This window comes from Thioalkalivibrio sp. ALR17-21, assembly GCF_000420185.1.
Taxonomy (GTDB): Bacteria; Pseudomonadota; Gammaproteobacteria; order Ectothiorhodospirales; family Ectothiorhodospiraceae; genus Thioalkalivibrio; species Thioalkalivibrio halophilus.
Genome location: NZ_ATUL01000015.1, coordinates 42,329 through 57,666, shown reverse-complemented (window position 1 = coordinate 57,666; position 15,338 = coordinate 42,329). Strand labels below are relative to the sequence as shown.

Here is a 15,338-nt window from a genome sequence, read left to right as displayed (position 1 = left end):
AGGATACGCCCCGTGGATGCCCTCGACGTTCAGCAGATCATGCAGTACCTCCCCCATCGATACCCGTTCCTCATGGTGGATCGGGTGGTGGAGTGCGAACCCGGCGAGCATCTGGTCGGGCTGAAGAACGTCAGCATCAACGAGCCGTTCTTTCAGGGGCATTTCCCGGTCAAGCCGGTGATGCCGGGGGTGCTGATCCTCGAGGCCCTGGCCCAGGCGACCGGGCTGCTGGCCTTCAAGACCGAGGAGGCGCGCGGCGTCAATCAGGACAAGCAGCAGCTCTACCTGTTCGTGGGCATCGACCAGGCGCGTTTCCGCCGCCAGGTGGTGCCCGGCGATCAGCTGGATCTGCGGGTGGAGCTGACGCGCACGGTGCGCGGGATCTGGCGCTTCGATGCCGAGGCGAAGGTAGGCGACGAGATCTGCGCCACCGCTGAACTGATGTGTGCGGGCAAGGAAATCGACGCGTGATCGATTCGCGGGCGGACATCCATCCGAGCGCCGAGCTCGACAGCTCGGTGGAAGTCGGACCGTTCTCGGTGATCGGCCCGAACGTGCGCATCGGCGCGGGGACCCGAGTCGGGCCGCACGTGGTGATCAACGGTCCGACCGAAATCGGCCGCGACAACCGCATCTTCCAGTTCTCCTCGATCGGCGAGGAGCCGCAGGACACCAGCTATCGCGGTGAGCCGACCCGGCTGGTGATCGGCGACCGCAACGTGATCCGCGAGTCGGTGACCCTCAGCCGCGGCACCGCCAAGGGGCTGGGCGAGACGGTGATCGGCCATGACAACCTGATCATGGCCTATGTGCACATCGCCCACGACTGCACCATCGGCAACGAGATCATCTTCTCCAATGCCACCTCGCTGGCCGGCCACGTGGAGATCCACGACAAGGCCACCCTGGGCGGCTTTACCCTGGTGCACCAGTTCTGCCGCGTGGGGACCTTCGCGTTCACCAGCATGGGCTCGGCGCTCAACCGCGACCTGCCGCCGTACTGTCTGGCCAGCGGCAACTATGCGCGGCTGATCGGCATCAACAAGGTGGGGCTGCGCCGCAACGGTTTCAGCGACGTGGCGATCCAGGGGCTGCATCGGGTGTTTATCCGCGGCATGCGCGGACGGGCCGGGCGCGAATCCCATCTCGACGCGATGCTGGCGGAGACCGATATCCCCGAGGTGCGCGACCTGATCCACTTCGTCCAGGGATCGCGGCGCGGCATCCTGCGGGGTGGTCGCCAGCACTGATCGCGGTTTTCGCGCGTAAGCGCGCTCCTGCAGGGGTACCGCATGGGGCGCACGGGGCATTTGTCGGGTTCCGGCATGCAGGGGCGGCCCTGGTCGCGAACCAGGGGCAAACGCGCCGAGCCCGCACGGGGCGTCAGTCGGCGGGCAGCAGGTGTCCGTGCTCCAGCATCTCGGCGGCCGCTGCGGCCACGCGGCGATCCGCGCCGCCGTCGCCCAGTCTTTCCCGTACCCGTGACAGGCGCTCGCGCATCGCTTCCAGGCGTTCCGGTTCCCGCAGCAGGGCGTCCGCATCCTCGGCGAGGCGTTGCGGCGTCGCGTCGTGCTGCAGGTATTCGGGGACGACCCCTTCCTCGGCGACGATGTTGACCAGAGCGATGTGCTCCAGGTGCACCAGCCGGCGGAACACCAGATGCGACACGGCCCCCATGCGGTAGAACACCAGCATCGGGGCGCGCAGCAGGCCGGCTTCCAGGGTCGCGGTGCCTGACGCGGTGAGCAGGAGGTCGGCATCCGCCATGATCGCGTGGGTCCCGTCCTCTTCACCGACATAGTCCAGTGGCGGCTCGCTGCCGGGCTCCCCGCCCGCGGCGGGTGAGGCGGCCAGCCCGGCGAGGCGCTCCGCGGTGACACCGGGGGCGAGGCCCACCGCGAAGCGCAGATCCGGATGTCGATGGTGCAGGCGGCGGGCGGTTTCCAGCAGCAGGGGCCAGTGGCGCTTGAGCTCGCCGCCGCGACTGCCCGGCAGCAGGCCGATGATTCGGGTGTCCGGTGCGACGCCCAGGCGTTCGCGCAGGGGTGGTTCCGGCGCCTGCACGTGGTCAACGAGGGGGTTGCCGACGTAGCGTACCGGCACGCCGGCGCGTTCGTAGATGGCGGTCTCGAACGGGAACAGCACGGCCATGGCATCCACGTAGCGGCGGATGCGGCGGATGCGGCCGCTGCGCCAGGCCCACAGCTGGGGGCTGACGTAGAACAGCACCGGGATGCCCAGGCGTTTGGCGTGCGCGGCCAGGCGCAGGTTGAATTCGACGTAGTCGACCAGCACCAGCAGCGCGGGGCGGGTGGTCTCGAGATGGTCGCACATGCGGCGGAACAGCCGCCGCAGGCGGGGGTAGTTGACCAGTACGTCGACCAGCCCGACCACCGCCAGTTCTTCCACGTCGATGCGGGTGTCCACGCCGGCGGCGCGCATGCGTTCGCCGCCCATCCCGGAGAAATGCAGGTCGTCCGCGTGGCCGGCGAGTTCCCGCACCAGCCCCGCCCCCAGGGCATCGCCGGAGCTCTCGCCGGCGCAGACGACCACCTCGCGGGTCATGTCAGGGAAACACGGATCCGTTCGACGATGCGGTCGACCTGCGCGTCTTCCAGTTCGGGGAAGATCGGCAGGGACAGGCAGCGCGCGGCCACCGATTCGGTCACCGGCAGGGATTCGGGCTCGCCGTCGGGCTCTGCGAACGCCTTCTGCTGGTGCAGCGGCACCGGGTAGTAGATCGCGTTGGCGATGCCGTCCTCGGTCAGGGCAGGCATCAGCGCGTCGCGGTGATCGGTCAGCAGGGTGTACTGGTGGTAGACGTGCAGGCCGATGCCGTCCTCGTGCGGGGTCTCCAGCGGCAAGCCTTTGAGGCCCTCGCTGTAGCGTGCGGCCACGCGCCGGCGCTCGGCGTTGTAGTGGTCGATGTGCGGCAGTTTGCAGCGCAGGATGGCGGCCTGCATCTCGTCCAGGCGCGAGTTGTAGCCGATCTCGTCGTGGTAGTAGCGCTGGCTGGAGCCATGGTTGCGCAGGCGACGCAGGGCCTCGGCCGAGGACGGGCAGGAGGTGGTGACCAGTCCGCCGTCGCCGAACGCGCCGAGGTTCTTGCTGGGGAAGAAGCTGAATGCCCCGAACGCGGTGGTGGAGCCGGTCTGCGCGCCGTCGATGCTGGCGCCGAAGGACTGCGCGCAGTCCTCGATCACCATCAGCTTGTGGCGCTCGGCGATCTCGCGGATGCGCGGCAGGTCGGCCGGCTGGCCGAACAGATGCACCGGGAGGATGGCGCGGGTACGCGGGCTGATGGCCGGCTCGATCTGCTCCGGATCCAGATTGAAGGTCCGCGGGTCGATGTCCACGAATACCGGCTCGGCGCCCAGGTAACGGATCGCCTCGGCGGTGGCGATGAAGGTGAAGGGCGTGGTGATAACCTCGTCGCCCGGACCGATGCCCGCGGCATGCAGGGCCAGCTGCAGGGCGTCGGTGCCGGATGCGCAGGTGATGGCGTGTTCCACGCCGAGGTAGTCGGCCAGCTCCTCTTCCAGGGCCTGGACGTTGGGTCCGAGGATGAAACGGGCGCCGGTGAGGACTTCCTGCAGGGCGGCATCGATCTCGGTGCGCAGCGTCTGGTACTGACGCTGCAGGTCGACCATGGGGATCACGGGCGGGCTCCTGTTGCCGTTTTCGGGAATGGAGAAATCAAAGGGACGAGTGGGGGCCGTCGGCGCGGCCCATCACGTTGAGATTGGCCTGCACCAGTTCGGTGATGCGGCTGGCGGTCTCCAGCGCGCGCTGGCCGTCGCGGCCGCTGACCAGCACCGGGGCCTGACCGCGCGCGGCGGCGACGAAGGCGCGGATCTCGGCCAGCAGCGCATCGGCTTCGTCGAATACGCGCTCGTCGCGGTGGATCTCGGGCGCTCCGGTCTCGGGATCGACGTCGCCCAGGTGGTTGAACGACAGGATGCGGTTCTGGAAGTCCACCGAGGCATAGGCATGCGACTGGAAGATGCGCATGCGCCGCTCGGATTTGGTGCTGATGCGGCTGGAGGTGACGTTGGCCACGCAGCCGTTCTCGAACTCCAGGCGCGCATTGGCGATGTCGATGTCGCCGGTCAGGACCCGGGCGCCGGAAGCACGGATCTCGGCCAGTGGCGAGTCGACCAGCGCCAGGATGATGTCGATGTCGTGGATCATCAGGTCCAGCACCACCGAGACGTCGGTGGCGCGCGGCTTGTACGGCGCCAGTCGGTGCGACTCGATGAAGCGCGGGTGCAGCGGATTCTCGGTCAGCTGGCGCAGGGCCGCGTTGAAACGCTCCAGATGCCCGACCTGCAGGACCACGCCGCGCTCCTCGGCGAGGCGGTTGAGTGCCTCGGCCTCGTCCAGCGTCGCGGTCACGGGCTTCTCCACCAGCACGTGGCAGCCGGCCTCGATGAAGTCGCGGGCGATCGCGTAGTGCAGGGTGGTGGGCGCGGCGATGGAGACCGCATCCACCCGGCCGATCAGCGCGCGGTGGTCGGTTTCGGCGGCGCAGCCGTGTTCTTCGGCGACGCGCCGGGCGGTTTCGGGGTCGGCATCTGCCACCGCCACCAGTTCGGTATCGGGGAGGGCCGCGTATTTCGCCGCATGCCAGCGGCCGAGGTGGCCAACACCAATGGCGGCGCAGCGCAGGGGATTCTGAGACATGGTCGGGATGCTCGGTCCGGAGGGGGCTGTGCTAGGATTTCGGCGCTATTGTAACGGATCCCCCGGGTGGCGTGCGGGCCATGGGCCGGGGGATTGCGCGCGAACGGCGGGAGCGGCTTCATGAGCGGGATTGCAGGCGGTACAGGGCGGGTCGCGGGCGTCGACGAGGTGGGCCGCGGACCGCTGGCCGGGCCGGTGGTGGCTGCGGCCGTGATCCTGCCGGAGGGCTTCTATGCCCCCGGTCTGACCGATTCCAAGAAACTGACGGCGCGCCGGCGCGAAGCCCTGGACGAGCAGATCCGCGATGGCGCCCTGGCCTGGGCCCTGGGGCGCGCCGAGGCGGGCGAGATTGATCGCCTGAACATCCATCGCGCGACCCTGTTGGCCATGCAGCGGGCGGTGCAGGCCCTGGATCCGGCCCCGGCACATCTGCTGGTGGACGGGCGCTTCACCCCCGAGGGTCCCTGGACCGCCGAGGCCCGGGTCGGCGGTGATGGCAGCGTCGCGGCCATCAGTGCCGCCTCGGTGATCGCCAAGGTGGCACGCGACGGTGAACTGCGCGCGCTGCACGAGCAGTGGCCGGAATACGGCTTCGACCGGCATGCGGGTTATCCCACCGCCGCGCATCGGGCGGCGCTGGAACAGCACGGGCCGTGCCCCGAGCATCGGCGCAGCTATGGTCCGGTGGCGCGGGCGCTGGCGGCCGCCAGCGAGGCATGATGATGAATACCCAAACCACTGACGATCTCAACCTGCAGGACCCGGGGTTCGTGCACCTGCGGCTGCACTCGGAGTATTCCCTGATTGACGGCCTGGTGCGTCTGAAGCCGCTGGTGCAGAGCGTGGCCGCGGCCGGGATGCCGGCGGTGGCGGTCACCGATCACTGCAACCTGTTCGGCCTGGTGAAGTTCTACAAGGCGGCGATCGGCGCCGGCGTGCAGCCGATCGTGGGCGCGGACGTGCTGGTGCGCGACGCGCGCGCCGATGCCACCCCGGCGCGCATGACCCTGCTGGCGCAGAACGATGCCGGCTATCGCAACCTGACCCGGCTGATCTCGCGCGCCTGGCAGGAAGGCCAGGAGAAAGGCGTGCCGCGGATCGACTGCGCGTGGCTGGATGGCGGCGCGGCGGAGGGGCTGATCGCGTTGTCCGGGACCATCGACGGGCTGTTCGTCAGCGGCAGCGGGGTCGCGCAGACCCTCGCCGAACCCGTACTGCGCCCGTGGCTGGAGCGTTTCCCCGGGCGCTTCTACCTGGAGCTCACGCGCACCGGGCGGCCGGGCGAGGAGGCCTGGATCGAGGCCGCGATCGGCGCGGCCGAGAGCCACGGGCTTCCGGTGGTCGCGACCAACGACGTGCGTTTTCTCGGCAGCGAGGATTTCGAGGCCCACGAGGCGCGGGTGTGCATCCACGACGGCCACACCCTGGACGACGCGCGCCGGCCGCGGCGCTACTCCGAGCAACAGTACCTGCGCACGCCACAGGAGATGGCCGCGCTGTTCGACGATATCCCCGAGGCCCTGGCCAACAGCGTGGCCATCGCCCGGCGCTGCAGCGTGCGCCTGACCCTCGGGGAGTCGGTGCTGCCGGATTTTCCGGTGCCCGCGGGGCGCACGGTGGAGCAGCATCTGCGCGAGATCTCCGATCAGGGGCTGCGCGCACGCCTGGAGCGCTTCCAGTTCGCCGAGACCGCGGACTACGAGGCACGGCTGACGCGCGAGCTGGACGTGATCTGCCAGATGGGTTTCCCCGGCTACTTCCTGATCGTGGCCGACTTCATCCAGTGGGCCAAGGACAACGGGATTCCCGTGGGGCCCGGGCGCGGTTCCGGTGCCGGCTCGCTGGTGGCCTACGTGCTGGGCATTACCGACCTGGATCCATTGCGTTACGAGCTTCTGTTCGAGCGCTTTCTCAATCCCGAACGCGTCTCCATGCCCGACTTCGACGTCGACTTCTGCATGGAGAAACGCGACGACGTGATCGAATACGTCGCCGAGCGCTACGGCCGTGACAAGGTCTCGCAGATCATCACCCACGGCACCATGGCGGCCAAGGCCGTGGTACGCGACGTCGGGCGCGTGCTGGGGCATGGCTACGGTTTCGTCGATCGCATCGCCAAGCTGATCCCGTTCGAACTGGGCATGACCCTGGAAAAGGCCCTGGCCGAGAGCGAGGACCTCAAGGCGCAGTACGACGAGGACGAGGAGGTCCGCGCGATCATTGATCTGGCGATGAAACTGGAAGGCCTGACCCGCAACGCCGGCAAGCATGCCGGCGGGGTGGTGATTGCGCCGTCGGCCCTGACCGACTTCTCCCCGCTGTACTGTGAAGACGACGGCGGCTCGCTGGTCACCCACTTCGACAAGGACGACGTCGAAGCGGTGGGCCTGGTCAAGTTCGACTTCCTCGGCCTGCGCACGTTGACCATCATCGACTGGGCGGTGCAGAACCTGCGGCGCATGGACCCGGAGATCGAGATCGACCTGGAGGGTGTCCCGCTGGATGATCCGGAGTCGTTCCGCCTGTTGAAGAACTACCAGACTACGGCAGTGTTCCAGCTGGAATCCGGCGGCATGAAGGATCTCATCCGGCGCCTGCAGCCGGATTCCTTCGAGGACATCATCGCGCTGGTGGCATTGTACCGGCCGGGTCCGTTGCAGTCGGGCATGGTGGACGACTTCATCGACCGCAAGCACGGGCGCTCCGAGGTGGAATACCCGCACCCGGATCTGGAGCCGGTGCTCAAGCCGACCTACGGCGTGATCCTGTACCAGGAGCAGGTGATGCAGATCGCCCAGGTGCTGGCCGGCTACACCCTGGGCGGTGCGGACCTGCTGCGCCGCGCGATGGGCAAGAAGAAGCCCGAGGAGATGGCCAAGCAGCGCGAGATCTTCGTCAATGGTGCGGTGGAACGCGGGGTGGAGGAGCACACCGCCACCTACATCTTCGACCTGGTGGAGAAGTTCGCCGGCTACGGCTTCAACAAGTCGCACTCCGCGGCCTATGCCCTGGTGGCCTACCAGACCGCCTGGCTCAAGGCCCATTACCCGGCGCCGTTCATGGCGGCGGTGCTGTCGGCGGACATGGACAACACCGACAAGGTGGTCGGTCTGATCGAGGAATGCCGCAGCATGGAGCTGGCGGTGCTCCCGCCGGACGTGAACCAGTCGGACTACCGCTTTACCGTGCAGGACGCGCGCACGGTGGTGTACGGGCTGGGGGCGATCAAGGGCGTCGGCGAGTCCGCGATCGAGACCCTGCTGAAGGCACGCAACGAGGGCGGGCCGTTCCACGGGCTGGTGGATCTGTGCCAGCGGGTGGATCTGGGCAAGCTCAACAAGCGTGTGCTGGAGACCCTGGTGCGGGCCGGTGCGCTGGATTCCCTCGGTGCCAACCGTGCGACCCTGCTGGCCGACATCCCCACCGCGGTGGCCGCGGCGGAACAGACCGAACGCAACGCCAGCCTGGGCGTGGTGGACCTGTTCGGCGACCCGGCGGCCGCGGTGGTGCCGGAGAGCGAGACGCAGCCGGAGATGGAGGACGACGACCGGCTGCGCGGGGAGAAGGAGACCCTCGGGCTGTATCTCACCGGGCATCCGGTGGAACGTTATCGCGGGGAGCTGCGCGAACTGACCGGCACGAGCCTGGCCGAGCTGGAGGCGAAGCTGGAACAGCGCCCCGACGAGGGCGAGAACCGCGGGCGCGGACGCCAGGAGACCGTGCGCATCGCCGGGCTGGTGGTGGGCGTGCGGGTGCGCAACACCAACAGCGGGCGCATGGGCGTGGCAACCCTGGACGACCGCAGCGGGCGCGCCGAGCTGGTGCTCTTCAACGACGATTTCAACCAGTATCGTGAGCGCCTGGAGCCGGACACCCTGCTGGTGGCCGAGGGTACGGTGACCCTGGACGACTACGCCGGCGGGGTGCGCATGCGCGCGCGCCGGGTCCTGACCCTGGACGAGGCGCGCGCGCAATGGGCACGCGCGCTGTGTCTGGACCTGCGCGAGGTCCGGGCGGAGCAGATCGCGGGGCTGCACGGCCTGCTGCGGGAGCACCGGCCGGCCGGGCGCGGCAACGGCAATGGCAGTGGCGGGACGCCGGAGGGGGGCGAAGAGGGTGCCCCGTCCGGCTGCCCGCTGCGCCTGCGCTATCGCCGCGACGGCATGGAGGCGGAGCTGAAGGTGCCGGAAGAATGGCGGGTCCTGCCGAACGAGACCCTGCTGCGCGGCATCCAGCAGACCCTGGGGCCGTCCTGCGAGGCGCGGCTGCTCTACCAGCGGGGCTAGGCCCCGGCCGGCGGGGCCCGCAGGCGGCCAGCGTAGATCGCGCCGATTCGTTACACTCGCCACCCCGAACGTGACTGACTGGAATCCTTGCATGAACCCGGAATTTCTCGACTTCGAACAGCCGATCGCCGAGCTGGAGGCCCGCATCCGCGACCTGCAGTACGTGGGCGACGACACCGAGGTCAACATCCAGGAAGAGGTCCAGCGGCTGCAGGACAAGTGCCAGTCGCTGACCGAAAGCATCTTTGCCAAGCTCACGCCCTGGCAGATCGCCCAGCTGTCACGTCATCCCCGGCGTCCGTATCTGCTCGACTACATCCCGGCGCTGTTCGAGGAATTCGAGGAACTGCACGGCGACCGCGCCTATGCCGATGATCCCGCGATCGTCGGCGGCATCGCCCGCTTCGACGGGCGGCCGGTGATGATCATCGGCCACCAGAAGGGGCGCCAGACCCGGGACAAGGTGCAGCGCAATTTCGGCATGCCGCGTCCGGAGGGCTATCGCAAGGCCCTGCGCCTGATGGAGATGGCCGAGCGCTTCCGCATGCCGGTGTTCACCTTCATCGACACCCCGGGCGCCTATCCCGGCGTGGGGGCGGAGGAACGCGGCCAGAGCGAGGCGATCGCGCGCAACCTGCGGGTGATGGCGCGGCTGGACACCCCGATCATCGCCACGGTGATCGGTGAGGGTGGCTCCGGCGGTGCGCTGGCGATCGGGGTGGGCGATGCGACGCTCATGCTGCAGTATTCGACCTATTCGGTGATCTCGCCGGAGGGCTGTGCCTCCATCCTGTGGAAGAGTTCGGAGAAGGCCGCCGAGGCCGCCGAGGCGCTGGGGATCACCTCCGGGCGGCTGAAGGAGCTGGGTCTGATCGACCGGGTGATCGACGAACCGCTGGGCGGCGCCCACCGCGATCCGGAGACCATGACCGAGCATCTGCGTGCGGCGCTGGCCGAGACCCTGGGCGGGCTGGAGCGGCTGGACCCGGGCAAGCGCCTGGAACGGCGTTACCGCCGGCTGATGGACTACGGTGCCTTCCAGGAAGCCGGCGCCTGACCCCGTCGACGTCGCGTTGCGGCGGTTCCTCGAGGAGTGTCCCGCGGGCGGCCCCCTGCGCGTTGCCTTCAGTGGCGGGCGTGATTCCTCGGTTCTCCTGTACGCCCTGACCACGGCCTGTCGCACCTCCGGGCACCCCGACCCCGAGGTCTGGCACGTGGACCACGGGCTGCATGTGCAGTCCGGGGCGCAGTCGGAGCATTGTCGGGGTGTGGCGCGGTCTATGGGCCTGCGCTTCGTGCTCCGGGTGGTGCGCGAGCTGGATACCCGCGAGCAAGGCGTGGAGGCCGCGGCGCGACATGCCCGCTATGCGTTGCTGCGCGAGGGCCTGGGGCCGACCGGGGTGGTGGTGACCGCGCATCATGCCGGGGACCAGGCCGAGACCTTCCTGCTCGCGGCCCTGCGCGGCAGCGGACCACACGGACTGCGCGGCATGGTCCCGTGGCGCCGCGAAGGCGAGGGCTGGCTGGCGCGCCCGCTGCTGGACGTGGCGGATGCAGCCGTGGCGGGGCGGGCATGGATGGACGGGCTCACCTGGGTGGAGGATCCCACCAACGCCGATCCGGGGTTCGACCGCAACTTCCTGCGCCGCGAGATCCTGCCGCGGCTCAATGAACGTTTTGCGGCCTCGGCCGGGCTGGCGCGGTCCGCTCGCTGGCAGGCCGAGGTGGCGGGCGGGGAGGACGCCGATCTGGCGCGCCAGCTGGCGGGCGCCGGGGCCGGCGAAGTTCTGCCGCTGGCCGCCCTGCGGCCACGGGAGCCGGGGCGCCGCCGTGCCCTCCTGCGTTACTGGATCCGCGAACATGGCCTGCGCCCGCCGGGGTACCGGCGGCTGGAAGAATTCCTGCGTCAGGCCCTGGAGGCGGACGGGGATCGCCAGCCGCGGCTGGACTGGGACGAGGGCTGCCTGCGGCGCTACCGCGATGCGCTGTATCTGGATCCGCCGGAGACGGAGCCCGCGTCGCCCATTCCGTGGCCGGCCGGCCAGCAGCGGCTGCGTCTGCCCGATGGGCGGGTGCTGACGCGCGAGCATCCCGCCTTCGCCGATCCGCTGCTGGCCGGGGCGGTGGAGGTGGTGTTCCGCCGGGGCGGCGAGCGGGTGGCGGCGGGCGGTCGGCACCGGCGGCTGAAGTCGCTGATGCAGGAGCGCGGCATTCCGCCGTGGCGGCGTGCGCGTATCCCGCTGCTGCGTCCGCCGGGCGGGACCGTCCGGGCGGTGCTGTGGCCGCGCGGGCCGGGAGCGGATTCGATCGCGTGACCCGGTTTGCGTTGTCGGAATACGGCGCCGGTGGCGGAGCCGGGGCGGGGCGCCTCAGGCCCGCCATGACGGGCCCGAAGGCCCTTCGCGGAGCGCGTTCGCGATTGAGCGGAAACGGGGGGTCTGGTACCCTTTGCGGGCATTTTGACCCCCGTCGGTCCCGGCCAGGTTTCCCGCATGACGCGATTCGTTTTTATCACCGGAGGCGTGGTTTCGTCTCTGGGCAAAGGTATTGCATCCGCCTCCCTGGGGGCGATCCTCGAGGCGCGTGGCCTGAAGGTCACGCTGATGAAGCTGGATCCCTACATCAACGTTGATCCGGGGACCATGAGTCCGTTCCAGCACGGCGAGGTGTTCGTCACTCACGACGGGGCCGAGACCGACCTGGATCTCGGGCACTACGAGCGCTTCGTGCGCATCCGTACCTCGCGGCACAACAATTTCACCACCGGCCAGATCTACGAGAGCGTCATCCGCAAGGAGCGCCGCGGTGACTACCTGGGCGGCACGGTGCAGGTCATTCCGCATATCACCGACGAGATCAAGCGTTCGATCCGCGAGGGCGCGGATGACGCCGACATCGCGCTGATCGAGATCGGCGGGACCGTGGGCGACATCGAGTCCCTGCCGTTCCTCGAGGCGATTCGCCAGATGGGCGTGGAGCTGGGGCATGACAACGCCCTGTTCATGCACCTGACCCTGGTGCCCTACATCGATGCCGCCGGCGAGATCAAGACCAAGCCGACCCAGCACTCGGTCAAGGAGCTGCGCTCCATCGGCATCCAGCCGGACATCCTGCTGTGCCGTTCGAGCCATGCGATCCCCGAGGGGGAGCGGCGCAAGATGGCGCTGTTCACCAACGTGGAGGAAAAGGCGGTCATCTCCGCGGTGGACGTCGACAACATCTACAAGATCCCGCTGTGGCTGCATTCGCAGAAGCTCGACGAGATCGTGCTGCGCAAGCTGCACATCGAGGATCTGCCGGTCGCCGACCTGTCCGACTGGAAGCACGTGGTCAACGCCATGGAGTTTCCGGAGTCGGAGGTCACGGTGGGGATGATCGGCAAGTACGTCGATCTGACCGAGTCGTACAAGTCGGTCAACGAGGCCCTGACCCATGCCGGCATCGAGGTGGGTACCCGCGTGCGCATCCGCTACCTGGATTCGGAAAAGCTGGAGGGCGACACCCCCGAGGCGCGCGCCGAGCTGGAAGGGCTGGACGCGATCCTGGTGCCGGGCGGCTTCGGCGAGCGCGGGGTCGAGGGCAAGATCGAGGCGGTTCGCCATGCGCGCGAGGAGGGTATCCCCTATCTGGGGATCTGCCTCGGCATGCAGGTCGCGGTCATCGAGTACGCGCGGCACGTGGCCGGCCTCAATGGCGCGCATTCCACCGAGTTCTCGCCCGAGACGCCGCACCCGGTGATTGCGCTGATCACGGAATGGCAGGACCGCGAGGGGCGCATCGAGCACCGCGACGCCGAGAGCGACCTGGGCGGCACCATGCGCCTGGGTGCGCAGACCGCCTGCCTGAGCGAGGGCTCGCGCATCGCCGCGGCCTACGGCGGCACGCGCATCGAGGAGCGTCACCGCCACCGCTACGAATTCAACAATGCCTACCGCGCGCGTCTGGAAGAAGCCGGACTGGTGATCTCCGGGGTGTCCGAATCCGGAGAGCTCGTGGAGGCGGTGGAACTGGTGGATCACCCGTGGTTCGTCGGTTGCCAGTTCCACCCGGAATTCACGTCCACGCCGCGCGACGGACATCCGCTGTTCGCCGGCTTCGTCCGTGCGGCGCGGGACTACCAGAACGAGCGCGCGCCGGATGTCGGCGCGGCGCTGACCGATTGAGGGCGGGTTGATGGAACTGTGCGGTTTTACCGTGGGCCTGGACCGGCCGTTCTTCCTGATTGCCGGTCCCTGCGTGATCGAATCGGAGGCCATGGCCGAGGAAACCGCGGGGCAGCTCGCCGAAATCACGGGCGAACTGGGGATCCCGTTCGTCTACAAGTCGTCCTTCGACAAGGCCAACCGTTCCTCCACCCGCAGCTATCGCGGGCCGGGCATGGAGGAAGGGCTGCGCATCCTCGAAACGGTGCGCGAGCGCATGGGCGTGCCGGTGCTGACCGACGTGCACGAGGACACCCCGCTGGCGGAGGTCGCCGCGGTGGTGGACGTGCTGCAGACCCCGGCGTTTTTGTGCCGCCAGACCAATTTCATCCAGAACGTGGCCCGTCAGGGGCTCCCGGTGAACATCAAGAAGGGCCAGTTCATGGCCCCCTGGGACATGGGCAACGTGGTGGACAAGGCGCGCGAGGCCGGCAACGAGTCGGTGATGGTCTGCGAGCGCGGGGTGTCCTTCGGCTACAACACCCTGATCTCCGACATGCGCGGCCTGGCCGACATGCGCCGCACCGGCGCCCCGGTGGTGTTCGACGCCACCCACTCGGTGCAGCAGCCGGGCGGGCAGGGTGCCAGCTCCGGCGGGCAGCGCGAATACGTGCCGGTGCTGGCGCGTGCGGCCGTGGCCAGCGGTATCTCCGGGCTGTTCATGGAGACCCACCCCGATCCGGCGAACGCGCTGTCGGATGGTCCCAATGCCTGGCCGCTGCCGCGCATGCGCGAGCTGCTGGAAACCCTGAAGGCGCTGGACGAGGCGACCAAGTCGCGTCCGCTGGCGGAAGCCGAATACGGCCTGGGCTGACCCCGGGGTGACCCGGGGGCGGCCGGCCCCGAATCGAACGAGTCAAGGAGAGAGTACGAGCATGTCCCAGATTGCCGAGATCCACGCGCGCGAGATCATCGATTCCCGCGGCAACCCGACGGTGGAAGCCGACGTCGTCCTGGCCTCCGGTGCGACCGGGCGGGCGTCGGTGCCGTCGGGGGCTTCCACCGGGGCGCGCGAGGCCCTGGAGCTGCGCGACGCCGCGGCCCGCTATGGCGGCAAGGGCGTGGAGAAGGCGGTGGGCCACGTGAACGGCGAGATCCGCGACACCCTGCGCGGCATGGAGGCGGACCAGACCGCGGTCGACCAGCGCATGCTGGAGCTGGACGGTACCGAGAACAAGTCGCGCCTGGGCGCCAACGCCCTGCTGGCGGTGTCCATGGCCGTGGCGCATGCCCGCGCGGCCGATGCCGAGCGCCCGCTGTTCGAGACGGTCGGCGGGCCGGATGCGCATCTGCTGCCGGTGCCGATGATGAACATCGTCAACGGCGGTGAGCATGCCGACAACAGCGTCGACATGCAGGAATTCATGATCCTGCCGGTGGGCGCGCCCAGCCTGCGCGAAGCGGTGCGCTACGGCGCCGAGGTCTTTCACGCACTGAAGAAGGTGCTCAACCAGCGCGGTCTGGGCACCGGCGTGGGCGACGAGGGCGGGTTCGCGCCCAACCTGGAGTCCAACTCGGCCGCGGTGGAGACCATCCTCGAGGCGATCCATCAGGCCGGGTTCAAGGCCGGGCGCGACATCTGGCTGGGCCTCGACTGCGCCGCCTCCGAGTTCTACCGCGATGGCCGCTACCACCTGGATTCCGAGGGCAAGTCGTTTAATGCCGAGGAATTCTGCGACTACCTCGCGCACTGGGTCGATCAGTACCCCATCCTCAGCATCGAGGACGGGCTGGCCGAAGACGACTGGGAGGGCTGGAAGATCCTGACCGAGCGTCTGGGTGAGCGCGTGCAGCTGGTGGGCGACGATCTGTTCGTGACCAACACGCAGATCCTGCGCGAGGGCATCGACCGCGGCGTGGCCAACTCCATCCTGATCAAGCTGAACCAGATCGGCACCGTGACCGAGACCCTGCAGGCGATCGAGATGGCGCGCGAGGCGGGTTACACCTCGGTGATCTCGCACCGCTCGGGCGAGACCGAGGACGTGACCATCGCCGATCTGGCCGTGGCCACCGGCGCCGGGCAGATCAAGACCGGCTCGCTGTCGCGCTCCGATCGCGTGGCCAAGTACAACCAGCTCATGCGGATCGAGGAGCATCTTGGCGGGCAGGCCCGCTACCCGGGCATGGACGCCTTCCGGGTCCGGCCCTGACCCCGGGGAACCGG

At 68.9% G+C, this 15,338-nt stretch carries 12 protein-coding genes; 9 read left to right on the top strand and 3 right to left on the bottom strand.

Annotated elements, in window-relative coordinates; all coding sequences use genetic code 11:
- Positions 1-12: 12 nt before the first annotated feature.
- Positions 13-471, top strand: coding sequence for a 3-hydroxyacyl-ACP dehydratase FabZ (gene fabZ, locus G020_RS0109285; protein WP_018947806.1), 459 nt, complete (start codon positions 13-15; stop codon positions 469-471).
- Complete coding sequence (lpxA, locus tag G020_RS0109280; RefSeq protein WP_018947807.1) at positions 468-1,250, top strand: acyl-ACP--UDP-N-acetylglucosamine O-acyltransferase; 783 nt, start codon at positions 468-470, stop codon at positions 1,248-1,250. The genes fabZ and lpxA overlap by 4 nt, the downstream gene beginning before the upstream one ends.
- Before the next feature lie 133 nt (positions 1,251-1,383).
- Here lpxA and lpxB read toward each other — a convergent pair whose 3' ends face one another.
- The 3 genes from lpxB to G020_RS0109265 are packed head-to-tail and all read right to left on the bottom strand — an operon-like array spanning position 1,384 to position 4,683.
- Complete coding sequence (gene lpxB, locus G020_RS0109275) at positions 1,384-2,565, bottom strand: lipid-A-disaccharide synthase (protein WP_024329402.1); 1,182 nt, start codon at positions 2,563-2,565, stop codon at positions 1,384-1,386.
- Positions 2,562-3,659 (bottom strand): DegT/DnrJ/EryC1/StrS aminotransferase family protein, encoded by a 1,098-nt coding sequence (locus G020_RS0109270; protein WP_018947809.1) that lies wholly within the window; start codon positions 3,657-3,659, stop codon positions 2,562-2,564. The genes lpxB and G020_RS0109270 overlap by 4 nt, the downstream gene beginning before the upstream one ends.
- A 37-nt stretch (positions 3,660-3,696) precedes the next feature.
- Positions 3,697-4,683: a Gfo/Idh/MocA family protein gene (locus G020_RS0109265; RefSeq protein WP_029681273.1), complete on the bottom strand. Its 987-nt coding sequence runs from the start codon at positions 4,681-4,683 to the stop codon at positions 3,697-3,699.
- Positions 4,684-4,803: 120 nt separating this feature from the next.
- Between G020_RS0109265 and rnhB the strand changes: the two genes are divergently transcribed.
- The 7 genes from rnhB to eno all read left to right on the top strand — a co-directional run bounded on the left by rnhB (position 4,804) and on the right by eno (position 15,324).
- Complete coding sequence (rnhB, locus tag G020_RS0109260; RefSeq protein ID WP_024329401.1) at positions 4,804-5,403, top strand: ribonuclease HII; 600 nt, start codon at positions 4,804-4,806, stop codon at positions 5,401-5,403.
- Positions 5,403-8,969: a DNA polymerase III subunit alpha gene (gene dnaE, locus G020_RS0109255; protein WP_156002729.1), complete on the top strand. Its 3,567-nt coding sequence runs from the start codon at positions 5,403-5,405 to the stop codon at positions 8,967-8,969. The genes rnhB and dnaE overlap by 1 nt, the downstream gene beginning before the upstream one ends.
- Before the next feature lie 91 nt (positions 8,970-9,060).
- On the top strand, positions 9,061-10,026 hold the full coding sequence (locus G020_RS0109250) for an acetyl-CoA carboxylase carboxyltransferase subunit alpha (RefSeq protein ID WP_024329399.1): 966 nt from the start codon (positions 9,061-9,063) through the stop codon (positions 10,024-10,026).
- Entirely contained in the window at positions 10,001-11,284 is a 1,284-nt protein-coding gene (tilS, locus tag G020_RS0109245; RefSeq protein WP_024329398.1) for a tRNA lysidine(34) synthetase TilS, read from the top strand. The genes G020_RS0109250 and tilS overlap by 26 nt, the downstream gene beginning before the upstream one ends.
- A gap of 177 nt (positions 11,285-11,461) precedes the next feature.
- On the top strand, positions 11,462-13,132 hold the full coding sequence (locus G020_RS0109240) for a CTP synthase (RefSeq protein WP_024329397.1): 1,671 nt from the start codon (positions 11,462-11,464) through the stop codon (positions 13,130-13,132).
- Positions 13,133-13,142: 10 nt separating this feature from the next.
- Positions 13,143-13,985 carry a 3-deoxy-8-phosphooctulonate synthase gene (gene kdsA, locus G020_RS0109235; RefSeq protein ID WP_024329396.1) on the top strand — a complete coding sequence of 281 codons (843 nt, stop codon included), beginning with the start codon at positions 13,143-13,145 and terminating at the stop codon, positions 13,983-13,985.
- Positions 13,986-14,046: 61 nt separating this feature from the next.
- On the top strand, positions 14,047-15,324 hold the full coding sequence (gene eno, locus G020_RS0109230) for a phosphopyruvate hydratase (RefSeq protein ID WP_024329395.1): 1,278 nt from the start codon (positions 14,047-14,049) through the stop codon (positions 15,322-15,324).
- The last annotated feature ends 14 nt before the right edge of the window (positions 15,325-15,338 follow it).

Excerpts from the sequence above, each read along its gene's own strand:
- lpxB (WP_024329402.1), bottom strand. The coding sequence starts at position 2,565 with ATGACCCGCGAGGTGGTCGTCTGCGCCGGCGAGAGCTCCGGCGATGCC.
- eno (WP_024329395.1), top strand. The coding sequence starts at position 14,047 with ATGTCCCAGATTGCCGAGATCCACGCGCGCGAGATCATCGATTCCCGC.
- kdsA (WP_024329396.1), top strand. The coding sequence starts at position 13,143 with ATGGAACTGTGCGGTTTTACCGTGGGCCTGGACCGGCCGTTCTTCCTG.
- rnhB (WP_024329401.1), top strand. The coding sequence starts at position 4,804 with ATGAGCGGGATTGCAGGCGGTACAGGGCGGGTCGCGGGCGTCGACGAG.
- G020_RS0109265 (WP_029681273.1), bottom strand. The coding sequence starts at position 4,683 with ATGTCTCAGAATCCCCTGCGCTGCGCCGCCATTGGTGTTGGCCACCTC.
- dnaE (WP_156002729.1), top strand. The coding sequence starts at position 5,403 with ATGATGAATACCCAAACCACTGACGATCTCAACCTGCAGGACCCGGGG.
- G020_RS0109250 (WP_024329399.1), top strand. The coding sequence starts at position 9,061 with ATGAACCCGGAATTTCTCGACTTCGAACAGCCGATCGCCGAGCTGGAG.
- G020_RS0109240 (WP_024329397.1), top strand. The coding sequence starts at position 11,462 with ATGACGCGATTCGTTTTTATCACCGGAGGCGTGGTTTCGTCTCTGGGC.